Raw genomic sequence first — 21,375 nt, 5'->3', positions numbered from 1 at the left:
GAGCCTTACAACAACAGTGGAACGGCGCTTCACTTGACCGTCAAAGCGCTTCGTCGCCGTAACAAAAACCGGGTGCCCGCGATGGCGTCTTCAGTTTTTCGTCTCCAGCAAAGGCTCCATTTTTGTCTCCTGTCGGGCGAAGAAGTCACGCATGCGCTCGCAGATGAACGTGATGTCGTCGCGCATCAGAGCCGGGTAGCTCGGCAGGTTGATGCCTCGGCGCGAGATATCGTCTGCAACCGGGAAATTTTGGCCCGGCGCCGCATACATCTCCATCTGATGGACCGGATAAAACAGCGGACGGGTTTCGATACCGTCGAGCTGGAGCGCGGCGCGAAGCGCGTCGCGCTCGCGGGCGTCGTCGACGAGAATGGATACCATCCAGTAACTGTGTTGCGTACGCGGATTGGTATCGTGCGTACGCACTGGCAGCCCGACCAGGCTCTGCCGATACCATTCGGCAATTTGCTGCTTCTTGGCGATCAGATCGTCGATAGACTCCATCTGCGCGCATCCAATCGCCGCGCACAAATTCGTCATCCGGTAGTTGAAGCCGATTACGTCGTGCCAGTATTCCCGCTCGCTGCTCACTCCCTGGCTTCTAAGATGCCTGACTTTCCGGGCAAGCTCGGCGTTGTTGGTTACCACCATGCCGCCTTCGCCGGTCGTAATCGTCTTGTTGCCGAAAAAGCTGAAGCAGCTGACATCGCCAATCGTGCCCACGTGTGCGTCGCCGTATCGTGTTCCGATTGCCTCCGCACAGTCTTCGATCACATTTAGCGAATGCTTTTTCGCCAGCGCCATCACCGCATCCATGTCAGTAGCCTGACCGTAGAGATGCACGACGACAATTGCTTTGGTCCTGCTGGTGATCTTGCGCTCGGCATCTTCAATGTCGATTTGCCAGTAAGCGCGCTCGCTATCGACGAACACCACATCCGCGCCGGTGTACTTCACTGCATTCGCGGAGGCAATGTAGGTCAAGGTCGGAACCAGCACCTCATCGCCCGGGCCAATGCCCAACGCGGCCAACGCGACGTGCAGCGCGACGGTGCCATTGCTGACGGTAATCGCGTGCTGCGCGCCCAGCCATGATCCAAACGAATCCTCGAACTGCCCTACATATTTGCCCTTCGACGAGATCCATGTCGAATCGATACAATCGACCACCAAAGCTTTCTCGCGACCGTTTAGGTAAGGAGAATAGACGGGATATCTGAGGTTCATATGCTCATATCCTATTATCAAACAGCCGAAACTAACGATAAGAAGAATTCCGTGAGCGGACAGAAACCAACTGTTTTTGTCGCTCGCCCTCAACACCCCGCCGTCCCGTCTATTTGGACTTCGAGTGTCGCCTTGTATTTACGGACTTATGTTCTTGTTGTTTTTTCTTCTGCCTCTGGTCTGAAGATTCGACGCGAGCGCGCACTTGAAAATGGCATGCGCCCGATTTGGCCAGTCAACTCGGTGCAGAAAGTATTAATTCTGTGTCCCGCGCTGGCTCCGGAATTCCGAGCCGAATGATGACAAAGCCTGATGCGTGCCTCGCGCCACTCCAGGCCGCTAACACCTTTGCCTTGCCGTTACATGCAGATTACGTTTCGATCTCCGGGATATCCGTGCGCTGAACAACACAAGAGGGGTAACTGCCGCCGGCAATAAATCGGTGTGCATTTTATGCAACGGTGCGGAAGTTCGAAGACCGTTTTATCTTTGGCAATCGGTATCCATTTCCGAAATGCCGGCGGTGGCCGGTAATGGGCATACTGGTTTTTGACGCCTATTAGCGATCAACGCAGACGACGCCCAGACATCTTCTGCGCCGCCGCGCGTGACCGATTGCCGGGCGCACGTATTGGACATCGGGCCAACCAGCGCTTTTGGTACTACTTTGCCGGTCCCCGGCCCGCTCGAATGGGCTATTGCAGCCCTTTTTTCGCCGTATGGGGCCTTCCGCACAGTTCAGGCCCATTTCGTGATACCAAACACCCCTCGAATTTTCCCTTCTCAGATAGACTTGCCCCACAACCGCGAGATTTACGGAGGCCGAGAATGGACGCACTGCTGGGCTTTTTGGTATACGGGGCATCGGTAGCCGCGATCATTGCGGCGGCAGCCGGGAGCGACGGGCCGCTGTGGTGGGCTAATCTGCTGATCACCGTCGCGGGTGGCCCTGCTTTAGCAATGGGACTGTCAATAGCGACCCGGGGCATCGTAAGCGGCGTCGAAGCATCTGCCCTGGCATTTGCGGTGCCGCTTATCGGCCTGTCTGTCGCTGTATACCGGCAAAGCAGCCAGCAAGTCGCTGCAGAGAGCGTCGGTTGACGACGGCCGTTCAAAGTAATGTAGCAACAGCGCATTAACGCCGCCTTCACTGCGCATGCCATCGCATCTGTAGCTATGTCTATACCGGTGTATGGCGGCTTCATACGGTCCGTTCCTTAATTCGTTCAGGTACAGAGCTAGCCTGCCCCGCGTCGAACACCGCATTTCGGGCAGTGATGGCCCACGACGCGCGCGCTAGCTTGTTGGCTAGCTCATGCCACGACGTTCGAATGCCGGCGTGTCAACATTGAACGAACCTACTCGGCGAGGCGGCCGGTTCGCTTATCAAGCTGTCGCATGTAAGCTCGCGCGCACAAAACCATCACGCGCCTGATGTTCTTGTCGCCAGGCCTGCTGATGCCAAGCAGATTCGCCCTTCCTCCAGTACTTCGCCATCCGGGATTTTCCACACGCTTGGCGCGAACGCTACTTTTCAGGACGGCGCGCGTTTCGTTTGTATAATTCGGCGTCTTCGCTCAGGCCCACTTTCATGCTTAGTTTTGCGCTCGGCTTTCTCGTTTCACTGCTGATCACGCTGTTGATCGTGCGCTATGCGCATCTGCATGAAAAATTCTCAACCGATACCGATCTGGCCGGCGTGCAGAAATTCCATGTGCGCCCGGTGCCACGTATCGGCGGTGTTGGGATTCTGATCGGGCTGATCGTGTCCGCGGTGCAGTTGCATCATGCGTATCCCGCCGTGTCTGGCGGCATTCTGGGGCTGATCGCTTGCGGTGTGCCGGCGTTCGGCTCGGGATTGGTCGAGGATCTGACCAAGCGCGTGTCGCCGCTCGCGCGGCTCGTCTGCACGATGGCAGCAGCCGCCCTCGCCTACTTCCTGCTGAATATCGCCGTCACGCGCATCAGCGTGCCGCCGCTCGACTTTCTGCTCTCGTATGCGGTGATCTCCTGCGCGGTCACTGTGCTGGCGGTCGCTGCGCTTGCCAACGCGATCAATATCATCGACGGCTTCAATGGCCTGGCGTCGATGGTCGCGTTCATGATGTTCGCTTCACTCGCTTACGTGGCGTTCCAGGTGCACGATCCGATCGTGCTGTCGGCATCGTTCATGATGATGGGCGCGGTGCTTGGTTTCTTTATCTGGAATTTTCCGGCGGGGCTGATTTTTCTCGGCGACGGTGGCGCGTATTTCATCGGCTTCATGCTTGCCGAGTTGTCGATCATGCTCGTGATGCGCAATCGCGATGTGTCGGCGTGGTATCCGGTGCTGCTTTTCATGTATCCGATCTTCGAAACCTGCTTCTCGATTTACCGGAAGAAGTTCATTCGCGGGATGTCGCCGGGGATTCCCGATGGCGTGCATCTGCATATGCTGGTTTATAAGCGGTTGATGCGATGGGCGGTGGGGGCGAGGACGGCGCGGGAGTTGACGCGGAGGAATTCGCTGACGTCGCCGTATCTTTGGTTGCTGTGTCTGATTGCGGTTGTGCCGGCGACGTTGTTCTGGCGGCATACGCTGCATTTGTTCTGTTTTGTGGTGGTGTTTGCGGCGACTTATGTTTGGCTATATGTGAGTATTGTGCGGTTTAAGTCGCCGCGGTGGATGGTGGTTAGGAAGGGGAAGATGTAATAAAAAAGGCGCCTGGGCGCCTTTTTTATTACCTGACTGCAACGAGAACCCGCATCGCGAGTGAGTTTCTAGGAAGCCCGCGTGACCGGTGTAACGTTGCCGACACTACGCAACGCCGGTGCGGTGGCCGGTTGATATTCCGGCACCCAGCGGCGCAGGTCACGGCGGACTTCGTCGTCGCTCAACACGCGGTGCTGCATAAGCCACGGTAACAACTTGTCCAATAGATCGTTCGACACTTCGCGCGCACGTGCGGTCCGCAGCTTGGGATGCGGCGTACGCGTTGTTGTTTCGTCGCAAGCCAGCAGTTCTTCGTAGAGCTTTTCGCCAGGCCGCAGCCCCGTAAAGACGATCCGAATCTGCTCCTCGCTAAAGCCGTACAAGCGGATCAAATCGCGCGCCAGGTCGACGATCTTCACCGGCTCACCCATGTCGAGGATGAAGATCTCGCCGCCATGACCCATGCTCGACGCTTGCAGCACGAGCTGCGACGCTTCCGGGATGGTCATGAAGAAGCGCGTGATCTCGGGGTGCGTCACCGTGACGGGACCGCCCTTCGCAATCTGCTGCTGGAACTTCGGAATGACACTGCCGGCGCTACCGAGTACGTTCCCGAACCGCACTGTCTCGAACTGGGTACGCGGGCTGGTCTGCTGCAAAGCCTGACAAGCCATTTCCGCCAAACGTTTGCTCGCACCCATGACGTTAGTCGGATTGACTGCCTTGTCGGTGGAGATCAGCACGAAATGCTTCACATCGTGACGAATCGCGGCGCGACCTACTCGATAGGTGCCGAGCACGTTATTACGCACGGCCTGCCATGCGTTCTGCTCTTCCATTAGCGGGACGTGTTTATACGCGGCCGCATGAAATACGATGTGCGGCGTGTGACGCGACATCACCTCATCGAGCAGCAGCGAGTCCTTGGCATCGCCGATGACCGGAATCACCGACACGCCTGGAAAACGCTCGCTCAACTCTTCAGTAAGCCGATAGATCGCGAATTCGGACAAGTCATAAGCAATGAGTTGAGCCGGCTGGAAGCGCAAGATCTGGCGGCATAATTCGGAACCGATAGACCCGCCGGCACCGGTGACCATCACTACCCTGTCATGCAGCAGGGCTTCAACATGAGGCGTATCGATATTGATCGGATCACGGCCCAGCAAATCTTCGAGGTCGATCTGTCGCACGCGCGACAGAAACGCCTGGCCTTGCGTGACGTCGGTTAGCGCAGGCAACACAAGCGCCCGTACGCCGGCGCGAACGCATAGCGTCGCTACACGCCGCTGCACATCCACCGTGGCAGAAGGAATAGCAATGATTGCGTATTCGGTCTTCAGCGTCTCAGCCAAGTGTGGCAATTCGCTTATCGAACCGAGCACTTTGTAGCCATAGATCTCGCGCCCGTGCTTGGAAACATCATCGTCGAGCAAACCGACTAGACGCCATTCGCTCGAACGGGACAGCTCACGCGCGAGACTCGCGCCCGCGTTGCCGGCGCCGAGCACGACGACCGGCTTGCCTTGTCCAACGAGCCCACCATACAGATAGAACTCTTTGGTCGCACGGTACAGCGCGCGCGAGCCGCCCATCGCGAGAAACAGAAATAGCGGTGACACCACCAGCACCGAGCGCGGCACGATCGGGATAGGTTGGACCAGCACCGAAACAACCATGGCGACGAGCGCGCCGGCAATGACCGCTTTCGATATACGTACGAGATCCGGCAAGCTCGCAAAGACCCACATGCCGCGATACAAGCCGAAGATACGGAACATGACACCGTAGGTCGGCAATATCCAGAGGAGCGAGTGCATCGCACCGGTCCGGAAATCGTGTGGAACCGAGCCGTTGAAGCGAATGATGTACGCCGTGAGCCACGAAGCGGCGACCGCGCACAAATCGAAAAGGAAAGCGCTGACAGAGAGCCACGTGGCCTTGTTTCTAAACATCAGCGTCATACCTCAGTTGTCGGACAGAGTTGATTGAAAGCGACGCCAGCGCCTATCGACTACAACGCCTGCTATGCAGAGAACGACGGCCCAAATGGCGAGAATGCTCCACTGAAAAATGGCGGCGCGGCCAAGCAGGCAAACAGCAAGCATTATGCCAGCTACCATTAGCACATACCATGTCACTGCTGTCCGGGCGTGCCCGATACCGGAACGCACCATGCGTTGATAGTAATGCTCGCGGTGAGGTTGCCAAAATTTTTCGCCACGAAGCAGTCGTCGCGCCAATGTGATTGACGCGTCGCCGATGAATGGCGCGAACACCAAAATCGGAAACCACACCGGCCAGACGTCAGCGCACCAGCCCCAATAGCCGAGCGCGCCGGCTAGAAAACCCAATGAGATCGAACCGGCGTCACCAAGAAAAATGCGCGCAGGATGGAAATTGAACAACAAGAAACCCAGTGCCGCACCGCAAATGACCGCCGCCGACCACGCCAATTCCGGCAGAGGACGAGGGCTCAGCAATGCCCCCACGGCATAACCGGCGAAGCCGAACAGCGCCATGCCGCCCGCCAAGCCGTCTGCGCCATCCATAAAATTGTAAAGATTGACCAGCCAAATCATCAAAAAGGCAAGAACTGCCAGGATCCACCACGGCGCATCAGCAGGAAACAGCACGACGAGGCCGACGACGGCAGTCAGATGCGCCGCAAACCTGACGCGCGCCGGCAGCCCGCGACGGTCGTCGATTTGCGAGATCGTCGCCAGAAAGGCCGTGCCGAGTGCCGCATACCAGAGGCCAGGCGCCAGCAGCAGTGTCCCCGCCACAGCCACAGGCGCGATGCCCCAGCCGCCAACGCGCGGTGTCGGACGCACGTGCAGCGAACGGTCGTTCGGGATATCAGTGCCAAGTTGCCACGCAAGGCCAGTCTTAAGCAACGCCCCTAGAATGGCAGCGCATGCACAGGCTGCCCCAAGCGCGATCAACGTCACGGTGATCCAGGTCGGGAGCGGCGAAACATAGGTCAACATGCGCACCCTCAGTGCGTGGATCGATACCAACGAGCGGTCGCTGCCAGCCCTTCGTCGGTAGAATACGGCGGCTGCCAGTCGAGCACCGTGCGAATTCGCGCGGTGTCGAGCTGCAACGCGCCGACCAGTCGGTCTACGTGCGCCGAGCGGCCTGCCAGACGGCCCGCGAGGCGCAACCAGCCGGGCGGCACCCGCAGTAACCGCGCAGGCTTGTGCAGATGCTGGCCGAGCGAGCGCGCCAGTTCGGCGACCGTCGGCGCCTCGCCGTCCGCGACATGAAAGCATTGGTGCGCCGCGCGCGGATCCATCGCACAATGCATCAGCGCGTCAGCGAGGTTCTCAACGTAGACGAGGCTGCGCCGCGCATCGATCGAAGCCAGCGGCAAAGGCACCCCCTTCCATACACCGTCCATCAGACGCAGGAAATTGGCGCCCACCTGCGGCCCGTACACCAGCGGCGGCCGCACGATCACGACTTCCAGTCCCGTCTCTTGACCGTAGCGCACCAGCGCCTGCTCGGCGGCGAGCTTCGAGCGACCGTAGGCGTCCCGCGGCGTCGGCGGATCGTCTTCGCGCAGTGGGCGACCCGAATCGCCTTCGGCCAGCGCCTTGACGCTGCTGACAAAGACAAGGCGCCGCACACCGTGACGCCATGCGGCCTGTGCGACGCGCAAAGCACCGTCGACATTGGTCGCGCGAAACGCCGCGTCCGGATCGGCAGCATCTTCGTGCATCACATGCACGCGCGCTGCCAAGTGCACCACGCAGTCCACTTGCAACACGGCCGCCCATCCCGCGGCGATGCAGGCGAAATCCGCGCTGGCGTCGACCCATTCGTTCACGCCGTTTTCGAGCTGGTCCGCACGCCGCACAAGGCCGGTGACGGTGTGACCAGCGTCGCGCAACGCGCGGCACAGCGCGCGGCCGACAAATCCATTGGCGCCGGTGACGAGCACGTGGCTCATAGCCACTTCCAGCCGAACCGGTTAAAGAATTTGTATGCTGACGACATGAACATGCGTACATGCGTCGAGCCTTTTCGCGCCGCGCCGCCGCCGTGATGCAGCACGCGCACCGCGGGTGTGTAGACGACACGGGTTACGTCATGCGCGCGAAGGCTCAAATCGTAGTCCTCGAAGTAAAGGAAATAGCGAGCGTCGAAACCCGCCAGCTGTTTCAATACGGACGTGCGAAACAACATGAAACAGCCGCTGACGATGGGTGGATCCCACACAGTGTCGCACGCGTTGATCTGGTCGCGCATCTCATAGTGCCTCAGGCGGCGCCTGAACAGCCGACGCAACTTCTCGGACAAAAAGCCACGCACAAACAGATCGAGCAGCGTCGGATAACGCCGGCACAGGAACTGCTGATGACCATGTTCGTCACCGATCCACGGTGTAAGCAGACCCGCTTCGGCATGCGCATCGAAAAAATCGAGGGCTTCGCGAAGCGCGTCGCGCTCAAGATCGATGTCGGGATTCAGCACAAGGTGATAGTGGCTGGTGCTGCGCTCGATCGCCAGGTTGTGGCCACGGCCGTAACCCACGTTGCCATGTCCAGCAATTATCGTACAGAATACATTGTGCGCCCGGAGTCCGGCCATCGTCGCTTGGATGTCAGGCAGGCCGCCGTTATCCACCAGATACAGCACCACCGGCAGGCCGGGCCGACTAGTATGTAGTGCATCGCACGCGGTGCCAAGACTGGCGAGCGTGGAAATCAATTGTTCGATGTCCGGGCGGTAAACCACCACCGACACGGACAATCCCTCGGATTCGGGATGCGGCGCGCATGTAGCTTTCATGTGTAGAGAACTGCGTGCCTTATAGACGGCACTTCGTTGTGTAGCCGCAACAAACCCGCAGTTTGCTCAAATTTGCGGAGTTTGGCAACCGGCCTTTCCTTTTGTTACGGCCCGATACGAGTGCATCAAGCCCCATTTATTTTGCCCCCTACGCCGAAGGTTCTGCCTCAGCACCAAGCACTTGCCCGCGTAAGGTTGTGCGCAATATCGCGGAATAGTAAAGTGGCGTCGCCAAACTTCAAGCGTGCCGTACCGGACGGAACAATTGCGGCAGCGCGGCGTTGTCCATGGTAGCCCGCCGCTCATCAACGTGACTACCGCCCACCGGGCAGACTGAATGCGCAGCAGACCACTGGTCGTCGATCTCGATGGCACACTGATTCGCTCAGACATCCTGATCGAGTCGGGATTTGCCTATCTGAAGGCGGCCCCACACCGCTTCTACAATCCGCTACTGTGGCTCACCCGCGACGGCAAGCCCGGATTGAAAGCACACCTCGCCGACGCGACGAACGTGGACGTCACCGTTCTGCCCTACGACGCTACCGTGCTCCAATGGCTGAAGGCCGAGCGCGACGCCGGGCGCTCGCTGGTGCTGGCCACCGCGAGCCACGAGCGCTACGCGCAGGCAATCTCCGCTCACCTTGGTCTGTTCGACATGACGTTCGCCACCAACGGCAGCATCAACTTGTCCGCGCACAACAAGCGCGATATGCTGGTCGCCCAGTACGGCGAAAAGGGCTTCGACTACGCCGGCAACTCGCATGACGACATCGCGGTCTGGCAATCTGCCAAACGCGCTTATGTAGTTAACCCGTCCAGTGGCGTCGAGCGCGCCGCGCGCAAGCTCGGCAATGTCGAGCGCGTCATCGAGTCGCGTCCGCCCCTCGCAAAGACACTGAGCAAATCGCTACGCTTGCATCAATGGCTAAAGAATCTTCTGATCTTCGTGTCATTGTTGGCATGGCACAAGCTGTCGTCCACGGAACTTGCCGCTGCAGCCTTGCTGGCGTTTGTCACGTTCGGCCTGTGCGCTTCGAGTGTCTATCTCCTGAACGACCTGCTCGATCTGGAAGACGACCGTCACCACCCCGTCAAACGCAAACGCCCGCTCGCCTCAGGTGCGCTGCCGATCACGTGGGGGCTGATCCTCTTCCCTGTCCTGCTGGTCAGCGCATTCGGTCTCGCGTGGCCTTTTCTGCCTTGGCGCTTTTCGGCAGTGCTGCTCGGATACTATGCGCTCACCCTTGCGTACTCGATGTTCCTGAAACGCCAGGTGATGGTCGATGTGGTTGTCCTTGCGATGCTCTACACGATCCGGATTGTGGCCGGTACGGTGGCAATCGGCGCGCATCTGACCTTCTGGCTGCTCGCCTTCTCAATGTTCATTTTCCTGAGCCTCGCTCTCGTCAAACGCTATGCCGAACTACATTCGATGATGGCGCGCGGCCTCATGAAGACGCGCGGACGCGGCTACATTGCAAGCGACCTGCCACTGATTTCTTCGCTCGGCACCTCGTCGGGCTATCTGGCGGTGCTCGTGCTGGCGCTTTACATTCAGGACGCGAAAACAGCCAGTCTATACCGCCATCCACAAGTCATCTGGCTCGCCTGTCCATTACTACTTTACTGGGTCAGCCGGACCTGGATCATTGCGCATCGCGGCCTGATGCACGACGATCCGATCGTATTCGCCGCGCGCGATCGCGTCAGCCTCGCTGTCGTCGCTCTGTGCGGCATGGTGTTTTGGGCAGCCATCTAATCGATGAACACCGTGCTATCCTGGGGACGCTACCCCAATTTCCCGCAAGAAGTGCATGGCGTTGCGTGGCGCGATACCGCACAGGCCACATGGCTCGACGCAAGGCGCCTGCACGAGACGACCCTACCCTTCGGCAATGGTCGCAGCTATGGCGACAGTTGCCTCGCTGCGTCGGGCCACGTCCTGCAGACATTACCGCTCGACCGCCTGATCGTTGCCGACTGGCAGAGTGGCGTGCTACGCGCTGAACCTGGCATTACACTCGAACAGATTCTCAACGTTGCAATTCCGCGCGGCTGGATGCTGCCCGTGACGCCTGGCACCAAATATGCAACGTTGGGCGGTGCCATCGCCAACGACGTGCACGGCAAGAACCATCATGTGCGCGGCACCTTTGGTCGGCACGTCCGCCGCTTCGCACTTGCACGTAGCGACGGTACACAATTCGAATGCGCGCCCGACGAGCGTGCCGACTTTTTCGCCGCCACGATCGGTGGGCTGGGCCTCGCGGGGGTCATCCTATGGGCGGAAATCCAGTTGATGCCGATCCGCTCAAGCATGATCGAAACGACCAGCATCCGATTCTCCAACCTTGACGAATTCTTTGTGCTGTCAGAGCGGCTCGATGCACTGCACGAGTACAGCGTCGCATGGGTGGACTGCCAGAGCCGTGGCACGGGGCTGGGGCGCGGCATCTTCATGGTTGGCGATCACGCGACAGACGGTCCGCTCGAAGTCGTGCGGCGCAAAAAGCACACCGTCCCGTTCACGTTGCCGATTCCCGTGTTCAATCCGGTGACCTTGCGCGCATTCAACGAGTTTTACTATCAGCGGCAACAACGCAGCGAAGTGCGTGCGACGGTGAGTTACGACAGCTACTTTTACCCCCTCGATAGCGTGTTGGAATGGAACCGCATCTACGGCCGCAAGGGCTTTCAGCAATATCAATGCGTGGTGCCGCCGGGGGTTGCACTGGATGCGACCCGGGCAATCCTTGACGCGATCGGCAGAAGTGGCACCGGCTCGTTTCTCGCCGTGCTGAAGCGCTGCGGCGACTTGCGCTCGCCAGGGCTGCTATCGTTTCCGCTCGAGGGTACGTCGCTCGCTCTCGACTTTCCGCAGCGCGACGCGCTCAATGCGCGGCTTTTCGCCGAACTCGATGCCATCGTGCGTGAAGCTAGCGGGCGCATCTATCCGGCCAAGGACGCGCATATGCCTGGCGCCGACTTTCGGGCCGCCTATCCTCAATGGAAGCAACTCGAAGCGCTGCGCGACCCCGCGCTGCTCTCTCGTTTCTGGGAACGGACAACTCGAACATGAAAAACATCCTCATTGTCGGCGCCACGTCGGCCATTGCTATTGCATGCGCACGCCAATGGGCCACGCAAGGAGCGCGCTTTTTCCTGGTGGCGCGCAACGGCGAACGCCTCAAACAGGTGGCCAACGATCTGACCGCGCGCGGCGCGCAGCTAGCCGCCTGCCATCAGTTGGACATCGACAGCCTGGAGCTGCACACAGGCATGCTCGAGCGGTGCGCAAATGAACTCGGCGCGCTCGATATTGTACTGGTCGCGCCTGGAACGCTACCCGACCAGGGTGCCTGTCAGGCCGATCCCAGTGTTGCCGTGCGTGAATTCAACACGAACGCCGTTTCAGTCATCGCATTGCTGACACCGATCGCCAATCTGCTCGAGGCGCAAAAGCGCGGCGCGCTCGCCGTGATTTCGTCGGTTGCCGGCGATCGCGGGCGGCCTTCGAACTACCTTTATAGCAGCGCGAAGGCAGCACTATCCACGTTCTGCGAAGGATTGAATGCGCGCCTCTTCAAGGCCGGCGTTCATGTGTTGACGATCAAGCCCGGTTTCGTCGCGACGCCGATGACTGCGGGGCTGCCGTTGCCAAAACCGCTGGTCGCCACAGCAGACCGAGTCGCGGCCGACATTGTGCGTTCCGTGGAAAAGAGGCGCAATGTGATCTACACCCCGTGGTTCTGGCTCGGGATCATGGGCATCATCAAGGCCATTCCAGGCTTCCTGTTCAAACGGGTTTCGCTATAGATCGGGCATATGGGACGCGCAGACCCACCGGCCTGCGCGAAACAAATAAGCGCACAACCGCCCGTCAGGCGCGAAACACAAAGCGTTTGTCGAGCCGATATTTTATGACATAGCCTATGGCGAGACCGATGGCGGCACCGGCATAGCGAGCCCTCGTTGTTTCGAAGGCGTGATTGAAACCGAACTCGAAAATCAAGAAAATCGCCGTGGTGACAAGCCCCATCGCCACATAGAGGGCAAACGTGCTGGCATCGTGGCGCACATTGGCGGCCTTGAAGCGAAAGATCCAGCGCTTATCCAGCAGATATTTAACGACAAGGCCAACCCCGGTTCCGATAATCACTGAGGCAAGCAATTCAAAAGGTCCTGCGTACAAACGCCTCGTGGCATCCTGGGCAGCAATGTTGGCAAGCGTAGCCAGCGCGGCGAAAAACGAATACAGCATGGCTAAGTTCACAAATACAGACTCCGCGGACAATAAGGTACAAACAGCACGATCAATCCACCAAGCGCCAGTGAATCCCGACGCAGGCGCAAGCGCGCATTTTATTCGAATTGCGCGGAGACGCTGGATTCGCCCGCATGGAGTCGAGCCCGAACGCGATAACGCCATACGGCGAGTGAGATCACCCCTGGGAAAAAAAACACAGCCGCCAGCGAAAGCGCAAAGTTGCCTGCGATCACGTGCCGCGTTCCGTCAGCGAGGCCGTCGCCAAGAAACAGCCCGCAAACCGTGAAACCGGACATCGACAAAAATGCGGACACCTTCAAAAGTCCGAGCTGCCCCCCCCGAATCCTGGCGACGGTATCTCCAGACTGCGGCCAGTGCGGCCACCAGCGAGGCGAGTATCCAAACGTTTGCATGGTGCGTATAGAGAGCTCGCCAGACATTCAAAACTGGCAACGACGAAAAATCAGGAGCGTTCGTCATACCAGTTCCCAGATATACGATCCGAATCTCATGGCCCTCGCTGAATACACTGGTCGCCAGGCGCCACGCGATAGCGGGCTTCATCCCAATTAGCCGTAGGACATCCGGATACGTTGCCTTCGCCCGGTCCATGCAAGATGGGCCCGCGGGCGCAAATGCAACAATGCCGATGCAGTCACGCTGAACCGGCTTCTCGCCGATGTGATCGATCTTGGCTGTTTCCTCGGGAGTCAGAACCGCAAGAGCACCAACGTAAACCGCGTGATACTGGTTTTCGCGCTCGTAACTGCCGAAAACAACCGGTAGCAGCGCCACTGCCGCACAGACAAAGAGCAAACTCGCCGACCTGACGAGCGCCCGGCCACGCCATGGTAATACCAACGGTGCGATTAGCACGGGCAGTAAAAAGAAGGCCGGCTTCGCCGCACCAAGGAAAGTTGTGATGGACAGCGCAGCCACCACCAGACAGAACGATGGGTGCTGGGTGTATCGGTAAAGCAGGAGTGCAACGAGGGGCAGCAGGATAATGACCAGTTGGTCCTCAAAGAACGTGTTGAAGTAGGCGGAGAACTGTGCCGAAATCATCACCATCCCCGCGAGGAGCGCGAAGATCCACGTTGCGCCAATCGGCTCGCACCGCCGTGCTTGCGCGAACAACGCAAAGAACGCGCCAAGGTAAATAACGCGGGAAACCAGTGATCCGACGATCATGGAATAGGTAACAGAATTTCCCGTCGCAAGGCGGACGATTAGCGTCTGAACAAGCAAGTACAGTTTGTAGGACGACAGCGTAACTAAATCGTGCATGCCTCCGATTTCCGTCCGAATCACCCATTTGTCGTACCAGTACGCAAGAAAAAGGCCGGCGCGCCTCGTCCGAACCCGCAGGGGGAAACATGCCGCTGAACCCATGCCGTTATACAGAAATGTCGGCATCACCGTCATCGCGCAATAAGCGCATGGTTTCCGCGGCGATATGAACTTTTGTGAGCCCCTTCCAGATTGTCTCCGCGCCGGGTTCGCCATCGCCCTTGCGAGCGAGGAAACCGCCGAGGCGTGCGACCAAGCGCAACACCTCGTTGAGCTTGGGTTGTACAGGCATACGCGTTTTCGTGAGCAAGTGGGCGGCCCGAATTTCATCGGGATCGAAGAACAGATGCGCGTCCAAATCAGGACAGATCCGGCCCAGCCGCATCAGATAGGTCACACGCCAAGCCACCACAAGAAACAGCGCCGACGCACGCTCGAGTCGTTCAATCGTGCCCAACTGCAACTCTTCGACCTGACAGCCGTTCTTCAGAACGTTGAACAGGATCTCGATTTCCCATCTCGCCCGATACCACTCGATCAATTCGATCGCTTCATCCAGCGTGGTAGCCGCACGGTTAGTCAGCAAGCGCCATTCGATCGGCTTGACGCCGGCAGGCGCGTCAAACTCGCGCGCGACCAGGCACGTTGCAGCGATGCTTTTGCCCTTGCTCGCGGGCAACTCCACGCGCTGCAGCCACAGGCGCTGGCGCACCGTGCGCGCTTTCACGCCTTGGCGCGCGGCCATCGTGAAGGCGATTTCGCCCACCGCTTCGCCGTGCGTGGCGCGCTCCCACAACTTATCGCCTTCAGGCAGGCAGCGATTATGCGCGGCACGTACCAGCCAGTCGGCCGGGTTGCCCAACGCATCGGCGCACTCCATCAACGCCATCAGATCCGCTTCGCGGTCGGCCACATACACCAGGCGGGTCGATGGCATGTCCGGCGCCATCTCGGCGATGCGCTCGTAGCCCTCGATCCAACGCAAACTTTCCTTGGGGCCGCCACGCTGGCCGGATTCGTCCTTCTTCTCGCGGGCCCACATCCACGCGTCCAGAATACCCAACGGCTCGCGCTGCGGCGTCACCGCATAGGTCGGGTGAACAAACATCCCGCGCTGCGCCTCGTAGGTCAACGGCCCCAGTCCGATTGTCTCCTGACCGTTGAAATCAAGCTCGGTGGTGTCTTGAAGACAGAGCACAACCTGATGCGTTTGCATCCGTTTTTGCGTCTGCAGCCAATGCGGCTCCAGAATCGCATGCCACTGGACCTTCTCGTTATCGAAGAAGCGGTACGCCGCTATCGTTTCGCCCCAACCGTGGCATGCCTGAGGCACACTGGCCGTCGGCTCGGCCGCCATTCTTTCCATCAAAAGCCTCGCTCGCTTGTTCAGGCGCGCGTCACCCAGGTCCAGTTGCTCGAATTCCGTTTGCGTCCAGGGCGTCGATTCGGTGACCAAGGCGTCCGCTCAAAAGCGGAGAGTAAACGCGAAATGTCGACAGTTTACAAGCGCTGCTCTATGTCATTGAAAGTAAACGAGCTTTCTCGCTGTCGTGGCGCGACAGCGACGTTGTGTATAACCTTTTCATGCGCTGAACCCTGCCGCCCGCGAGAACAGGAAACTAGTGCTTCGGTTGAAATCCATGTTGTCTGCCAGGCCGTTAAACAGATTCAGCGAACCGAGAGCAACCAACGCCGCTCCAAAACCGTAAAACAGCCAATTCGCCGTCAATAGCAGCAGCAAACGCTTCCTCATTCAAGGCTCCAGACTGGGTTCAATGACTGCCCTGCAAGATTTACAAGAATGGATCGGGATCGTGCGCGCAAAGGAGGCGGCGGCGACTTCGCCCTTCTCCTCGCTGCACGGCAACAGATACGTACTTACGGCCATCGTGGCGACACTTGGCGCCAGACTTGTCTAGGAGCCTGTCGGACTTTCCGCGCCCATCACGCAATTGCCTAAGTTTTGCGCATATTTCGTGAGCTACAGACCAGTCAAACGGTTGTCGCTTCCGTTCTAAGTCGTTTGACCGCCCTGTAGCGCGCGTCGGTTGTTCAAGTCCGACAGGCTCCTAGTGTGTTCTCGCAGTCGCTAACAGAACCATATTGTGCCGGATTTCCTCAGATGTAAGAAAGTTGACAGGCTAGTTCCGGGAACGGTGCTCACAGGCGAACGAATCGGAGTCAAAACGGAGCCAACGGTGCATGATGCTCGGCAAATATGTAACCAAAGTATCAAATGTTGATCATTCTTGCCCAACCGGCCGGTGCAGGCGAAGATGACAGTCCAACTATTGATTTCTTTGCGCTAACAGCACATCGAGGTACAGCGCTGTTGCTGGGAGAACTGGCAACGGCGCATTGCACAGATGAGAAGACCCGGCAACAATTGCGGGAGCTTGGCCCGCAATTTGCATTAAAATGTACCCCCTGCGGTCGCATAGGCTCTCCGACTCCTCGACAGACCGGACGAACCAGCGGCCGGCAACTGGCGCAATGGATTGAGGGCGACCGCGCAAAAAGCGTTCGTTTGCGCAAGCCGTTTTCCCGATGCCACAACGCTGCAGCGCGCCTCAGTCACGACGCGCGCCGCCTCCTGCGCGACAGGAGCATGAGACGGCGCTGTTGCCCCGCTGGGCTAAACCCAACGATATACATTTGATGAATCCACACTCGAAACATCCAGCGTCCTTCGCGGCGATCCTTAGCAGTATCTGGCGCAATCGTGGCCTGATCCTGCAAATGACCCAACGGGAGGTCATCGGAAGGTATCGCGGATCGGCAATGGGCCTCGCGTGGTCATTCTTCAATCCCGTGCTGATGCTGATGGTCTACACCTTCTTTTTTTCGGTCATCTTCAAATCCCGTTGGGGCGGCCTCAACGACAACAAGGCCACCTTCGCCGTCGTGCTGTTCGTCGGCCTGATTCTCCACAGCCTGCTGGCGGAGAGCATCAACCGAGCGCCAACGCTCATTCTTGCCAACGTGAATTACGTCAAGAAAGTCATTTTCCCGCTGGAGATTCTACCAATTGTCGCGCTGGGTTCCGCGCTGTTCCACAGCGCGATCAGCCTGCTTGTGCTTGTGATCGCCGAGGTGATCTTGCTTCACACCTTGCCGTGGACCGCCATCCTGTTCCCATTGATTCTGCTGCCGTTGATACTCGGGTCACTGGGACTCGCCTGGTTTTTGTCAGCGTTTGGCGTATACGTCAGGGATATTTCGCAGATCACCGGCATCATCACGTCCGTGCTGATGTTCCTGTCCCCGGTCTTTTATCCAGTGTCGAACCTGCCTGAGCGCTATCAAGGGTGGATCAAGCTGAACCCGCTCACGTTCATCATCGAGGAAGGACGCAACACGCTGATCTTCGGCCATACGCCCGACTGGACAAACTGGCTGATTTGCATGGCCGGCGCGCTGTTCCTCGCGTGGTTCGGCTTCTGGTGGTTCCAGCGAACCCGCAAAGGCTTCGCCGATGTACTGTAAATAAGTTGCCATCTGCCATTGTCCGAACAGCGGCAACCTCGGACGATGCATGGCATCCGCGCATGACGTGTCGTCCCCAACGGGCAACGCGCAATATATAGATCACCGGAGGTTTCCACCATCATGTCGACCCAACTGGTCCCAACGATTCTTTGTGGCGGAGCGGGTTCACGTCTGTGGCCTGTGTCGCGTGAGTCGCACCCCAAACCGTTCATCCGGCTCGAGGACGGCGAAAGTCTGCTGCAGAAAGCGTTCAAGCGCGGTGCCCATTTGCCGGGTGTGAGCGAAATCCTGACGGTCACCAATCGCGATCTTTACTTCAAGACCACGGATGAGTTTCGCGCAATCAATACCAGCCAGTTGACTACCTCCTTCCTGCTGGAACCGTTCGGCCGCAATACGGCCGTGGCGGTGGCGGCTGCCGCTCTCCACGTTGCTGCCACGCTGGGTAAAGACTCATTGCTGCTCATACTGCCTGCCGACCATCTCGTCACGAACGAGGCCGCGTTCGCACAAGCCGTTAAAGAAGCTTCCGCACTCGCTGCCGAGGGAGCGCTCGTTACCTTCGGCATCACGCCCACGTTTCCTGAGACCGCCTTCGGCTACATCGAGGCCGATGGCACGTCCGTGTTGCGTTTTGTCGAGAAGCCAACGGTCGAAGTCGCTAAAACGTACGTCGAGTCTGGATCCTTCCTGTGGAATGCGGGCATGTTTTGCTTCACCGCCGACACCCTTTTGAAGGAAATGGCCGAGCATTGTCCGGATGTCCTCGAGACGACACGCGAATGCATGAACGGTTCGCAGCGCTCGACAGGCCCCGGCGTCTCGCAGGTCGAACTGAACGGCGAATTGCTGAGCCGCGCCCCGGACATCTCGATCGACTACGCGCTGATGGAGCGATCCGGCAACGTCGCCGTTGTCCGGTGCGACATCGGCTGGAGCGACATTGGCTCGTGGAACGCGCTTGGCGACCTCGCCAAGCCCGACGAACAGGGCAACCGCATCGAGGGCGAGGCGCTGCTTCACGACGTCAGCAATTGCTACGTTCGCAGCGACAGCCGGCTGATCGGCGCTGTAGGCGTCAAGGATTTGCTCATCGTCGATACGCCCGATGCACTGCTCGTCGCCGATCGAAGCCGCGCGCAGGACGTCCGGCACGTCTACGCGGCACTGAAGTCCCGGGGTCATGAAGCCTTCAGGGTACATCGCACCGTGAATCGGCCATGGGGCATCTACACCGTGCTCGAAGAAGGCAGCAGCTTCAAGATCAAGCGAATCGAGGTCAAGCCGGGCGCCAGTCTCAGCCTGCAGTTGCACCATCATCGCAACGAACACTGGATTGTCGTGAGCGGGATGGCGCTCGTCGTCAACGGTGAGAATGAGTTCTACGTCCGCACGAACGAATCGACCTACATCCCGGCAGGGCACAAGCACCGTCTGACCAATCCGGGTATGGTCGATCTCGTGATGATCGAAGTCCAGAGTGGCGAGTACCTCGGCGAAGACGACATCGTGCGCTTCGACGACAACTACGGCAGAAGCTAAACGCGTTACCGCAAGACGAGCGGCGGTCGGTATTTCCTGAGACAAGCTGCCCGGACCGCGTACGTTTCGAACGTCAATAGCAGTTGCGCGCCAGACATTCGGCAGACTCAACCCGGCCATCAGACATGAGCAATGCAAGCCTTCGGGCCCGTATCAAGAGTAGGCTCAAGACCCGGCTTCTTGGGTCTTCGACTTATTTTTTTCTGGCAGCACTGAAATACTACTTAGCGAACAACTTTATCGCCCACTTACCAGTCGAACGAATCCGCAACTGCTATTACCGCCGGATACTTGGCGTGAAAATCGGCAACCGAACACATGTCAGCATGCGTCAGTTCTTCACCGGCTATCACACACGCTGCAACGTTACGATCGGGGACAATTGCGTGCTCAACCGCGAGATCTATCTTGATGGACGCACGGGCATCCTGATCGGAAACAATGTGAATATCTCATTCCAGTGCTGCATCCTGAGCCTGCACCATGACCATAACCATCCCGGCTTCGCCTCGATTGGCGGCGTGGTGCAGATTCGGGATCACACCTGGCTTGGCGCTCGCGCGATCATCCTGCCCGGCGTGACGATTGGCGAAGGTGCTGTCGTTGCAGCCGGCGCGGTAGTCACGAAAGACGTGCCCGACTTCGCCGTTGTTGGTGGTGTTCCTGCGAAGATCATTGGCGAACGCAATCGCGAAATAGCCTATCTGACGGATTTCTCGCCCTTCTTTGATACTGATGTCTTTGATGAATCCCGTGCCTAGCATGCAGAAAAAGAACGTCCTCGTATTTACGTTGTCCCCGCCGCTGCCCGCCAGCGCGGGCGGTCCTATCTATGTAATGAACGCGCTCGCACCACTTGTCGACGAGTACGATTTCCACCTGTTCACGATTGGTGGCGAAGAAGAGAAGAAGAAGATCGAGGCAAATCACGCGCTCTACAGCCGGCATTTCAAATCGGTCCATGTGGAGCCGCGCGCAGCCATGCCCGCGGAAAAGGGCACGCTGAGGCGCGTGTTGCATTCACTCGTCCATACGTGGCACGGTCTGCCGTTCATGGACGCCAGTTATTTCAGCCACTCGGCGATCAAAAGCGCACTCAAGATTATCAAGGAAAAGAAAATCGATCTGCTTGAAGTGCACAGTAGTCATCTGGCCTTCTTCAGAAAATTTGCGCCGGAACTGCCTGCCATCCTGGTCAGCCACAACATCGAATCGGACCTGTTCCCATTCTGGATTCCCGCGGGGCTTACGGGTTGGCAGAAGGCGGCGGTGGAGAAAGTCGCACAAATCAGCAGGCGCAACGCGCAACGTGTCGAGATCGACAACGCATGGAAGTTTGATGCGATGACGTTCATTTCGCAGGAAGACATGAATCGGATAACGGCGCCAGTCGAGAAACACTATTTGCCGCTCTGCTTTCCAGTCAAGGACATCGACTACCGGAAAAAGCCGGCAGACGCACTCAACCTGCTATGGATGGGCGGATTCTGGTGGTACCCGAATGCAGAAGGGGTCGCGTGGTTCATTCGCGAAATTCTGCCGCTCGTCAAAGACAAGCTTGAGGAACATAACATCAGGCTGCACTTCACCGGCGCCCATCCGCCGGACGATCTCAAGGCGATCCACGATGGCCAGCACATTTTTGTACACGGCTTCGTGCCGTCTCTCGACCCGATTCTCGCCGACGCACACCTACTGTTTGTTCCGCTGCTCTCTGGCGGCGGCGTGCGCGTCAAGATCCTCGAGGCCATGAGCAACGGCATTCCAGTACTCAGTACGTCGAAGGGATGCGAAGGCCTTGGAGCGGTCGATCATCGTGATATCGTGATATGCAACACCGCAAGGGAATTTGCAGACGCGATGATCGAACTCGCGCAGGATCACGACAAACTCGCTCTGCTGTCCGAGAACGCACGCGCACTGCTAAACAGCAAGTACGACCTTGTGGCATGCGTGGACGCCAAGCGTCGTCTCTACAACAAGTTGATGAAGGTCACCGGCAGCGAATCGGCGCGCATGGCGTCCGCATCCCATTGAAAGAGAACTCGGCTTGATACGACCAGATTGT

General features: G+C 58.5%; 18 protein-coding genes and 1 pseudogene. 9 read left to right on the top strand and 10 right to left on the bottom strand.

What is annotated here, in order from left to right; translation table 11 throughout:
• Positions 1-90: 90 nt before the first annotated feature.
• Entirely contained in the window at positions 91-1,227 is a 1,137-nt protein-coding gene (locus P3T22_RS11165; protein ID WP_429324987.1) for a DegT/DnrJ/EryC1/StrS family aminotransferase, read from the bottom strand.
• A gap of 828 nt (positions 1,228-2,055) precedes the next feature.
• On the opposite strand from P3T22_RS11165, the gene P3T22_RS11160 reads away from it, so the two are divergent.
• Positions 2,056-2,328, top strand: coding sequence for a hypothetical protein (locus tag P3T22_RS11160; RefSeq protein ID WP_429324986.1), 273 nt, complete (start codon positions 2,056-2,058; stop codon positions 2,326-2,328).
• A gap of 100 nt (positions 2,329-2,428) precedes the next feature.
• On the opposite strand, the pseudogene P3T22_RS11155 reads toward P3T22_RS11160, so the two are convergent.
• Positions 2,429-2,729, bottom strand: a pseudogene (locus tag P3T22_RS11155) (IS110 family transposase); the annotation flags it as partial.
• A gap of 89 nt (positions 2,730-2,818) precedes the next feature.
• Between P3T22_RS11155 and P3T22_RS11150 the strand changes: the two are divergent.
• Positions 2,819-3,919, top strand: a complete 1,101-nt coding sequence (locus tag P3T22_RS11150) for an MraY family glycosyltransferase (RefSeq protein WP_429324985.1) — start codon at positions 2,819-2,821, stop codon at positions 3,917-3,919.
• A 68-nt stretch (positions 3,920-3,987) separates the two neighbouring features.
• Here P3T22_RS11150 and P3T22_RS11145 read toward each other — a convergent pair whose 3' ends face one another.
• The 4 genes from P3T22_RS11145 to P3T22_RS11130 are packed head-to-tail and all read right to left on the bottom strand — an operon-like array spanning position 3,988 to position 8,716.
• The gene (locus P3T22_RS11145; protein WP_429324984.1) at positions 3,988-5,874 is read right to left on the bottom strand and encodes a polysaccharide biosynthesis protein; all 1,887 of its coding nucleotides are present in this window, start codon (positions 5,872-5,874) and stop codon (positions 3,988-3,990) included.
• Positions 5,875-5,886: 12 nt separating this feature from the next.
• A complete protein-coding gene (locus P3T22_RS11140; protein ID WP_429324983.1) occupies positions 5,887-6,909 on the bottom strand; it encodes an MraY family glycosyltransferase in 1,023 nt (340 codons plus the stop codon).
• 8 nt (positions 6,910-6,917) lie between these two features.
• Positions 6,918-7,874, bottom strand: coding sequence for a UDP-glucose 4-epimerase family protein (locus P3T22_RS11135; protein ID WP_429324982.1), 957 nt, complete (start codon positions 7,872-7,874; stop codon positions 6,918-6,920).
• The gene (locus P3T22_RS11130) at positions 7,871-8,716 is read right to left on the bottom strand and encodes a glycosyltransferase family 2 protein (RefSeq protein WP_429324981.1); all 846 of its coding nucleotides are present in this window, start codon (positions 8,714-8,716) and stop codon (positions 7,871-7,873) included. Before P3T22_RS11130 ends, P3T22_RS11135 begins: the two co-directional genes overlap by 4 nt.
• A gap of 337 nt (positions 8,717-9,053) precedes the next feature.
• Here P3T22_RS11130 and P3T22_RS11125 point away from each other — a divergent pair, with 337 nt between their 5' ends.
• Genes P3T22_RS11125 through P3T22_RS11115 form a run of 3 tightly spaced genes read left to right on the top strand, consistent with a single transcriptional unit; the run spans position 9,054 to position 12,535 of the window.
• On the top strand, positions 9,054-10,478 hold the full coding sequence (locus tag P3T22_RS11125) for a UbiA family prenyltransferase (RefSeq protein ID WP_429324980.1): 1,425 nt from the start codon (positions 9,054-9,056) through the stop codon (positions 10,476-10,478).
• 3 nt (positions 10,479-10,481) lie between these two features.
• Positions 10,482-11,798, top strand: a complete 1,317-nt coding sequence (locus P3T22_RS11120; RefSeq protein ID WP_429324979.1) for an FAD-binding oxidoreductase — start codon at positions 10,482-10,484, stop codon at positions 11,796-11,798.
• Positions 11,795-12,535 (top strand): SDR family oxidoreductase, encoded by a 741-nt coding sequence (locus P3T22_RS11115; protein ID WP_429324978.1) that lies wholly within the window; start codon positions 11,795-11,797, stop codon positions 12,533-12,535. Before P3T22_RS11120 ends, P3T22_RS11115 begins: the two co-directional genes overlap by 4 nt.
• Positions 12,536-12,599: 64 nt before the next feature.
• On the opposite strand, the gene P3T22_RS11110 is transcribed toward P3T22_RS11115, so the two are convergent.
• The 4 genes from P3T22_RS11110 to P3T22_RS11095 form a co-directional block, all read right to left on the bottom strand.
• The gene (locus tag P3T22_RS11110; protein ID WP_429324977.1) at positions 12,600-12,992 is read right to left on the bottom strand and encodes a GtrA family protein; all 393 of its coding nucleotides are present in this window, start codon (positions 12,990-12,992) and stop codon (positions 12,600-12,602) included.
• Between the two features lie 240 nt (positions 12,993-13,232).
• Positions 13,233-14,273: a hypothetical protein gene (locus P3T22_RS11105; protein WP_429324976.1), complete on the bottom strand. Its 1,041-nt coding sequence runs from the start codon at positions 14,271-14,273 to the stop codon at positions 13,233-13,235.
• 109 nt (positions 14,274-14,382) lie between these two features.
• Positions 14,383-15,732: an IS4 family transposase gene (locus tag P3T22_RS11100; RefSeq protein WP_429324975.1), complete on the bottom strand. Its 1,350-nt coding sequence runs from the start codon at positions 15,730-15,732 to the stop codon at positions 14,383-14,385.
• A 126-nt stretch (positions 15,733-15,858) separates the two neighbouring features.
• Complete coding sequence (locus tag P3T22_RS11095) at positions 15,859-16,029, bottom strand: hypothetical protein (protein WP_429324974.1); 171 nt, start codon at positions 16,027-16,029, stop codon at positions 15,859-15,861.
• Positions 16,030-16,934: 905 nt separating this feature from the next.
• Between P3T22_RS11095 and P3T22_RS11090 the strand changes: the two genes are divergently transcribed.
• From P3T22_RS11090 to P3T22_RS11075, 4 genes are all read left to right on the top strand, one after another.
• Positions 16,935-17,762, top strand: coding sequence for an ABC transporter permease (locus tag P3T22_RS11090; protein WP_429325101.1), 828 nt, complete (start codon positions 16,935-16,937; stop codon positions 17,760-17,762).
• A 123-nt stretch (positions 17,763-17,885) separates the two neighbouring features.
• Positions 17,886-19,307 carry a mannose-1-phosphate guanylyltransferase/mannose-6-phosphate isomerase gene (locus P3T22_RS11085; RefSeq protein WP_429324973.1) on the top strand — a complete coding sequence of 474 codons (1,422 nt, stop codon included), beginning with the start codon at positions 17,886-17,888 and terminating at the stop codon, positions 19,305-19,307.
• Positions 19,308-19,432: 125 nt separating this feature from the next.
• Entirely contained in the window at positions 19,433-20,068 is a 636-nt protein-coding gene (locus tag P3T22_RS11080; RefSeq protein WP_429324972.1) for an acyltransferase, read from the top strand.
• Between the two features lies 1 nt (position 20,069).
• Positions 20,070-21,344 (top strand): glycosyltransferase, encoded by a 1,275-nt coding sequence (locus P3T22_RS11075; RefSeq protein ID WP_429324971.1) that lies wholly within the window; start codon positions 20,070-20,072, stop codon positions 21,342-21,344.
• The last annotated feature ends 31 nt before the right edge of the window (positions 21,345-21,375 follow it).

It is taken from the genome of Paraburkholderia sp. GAS348, from assembly GCF_050434205.1.
GTDB lineage: Bacteria > Pseudomonadota > Gammaproteobacteria > Burkholderiales > Burkholderiaceae > Paraburkholderia.
The sequence above is the reverse complement of the archived record's forward strand: the minus strand, read 5'-3'. Positions and strand labels throughout refer to the sequence as shown.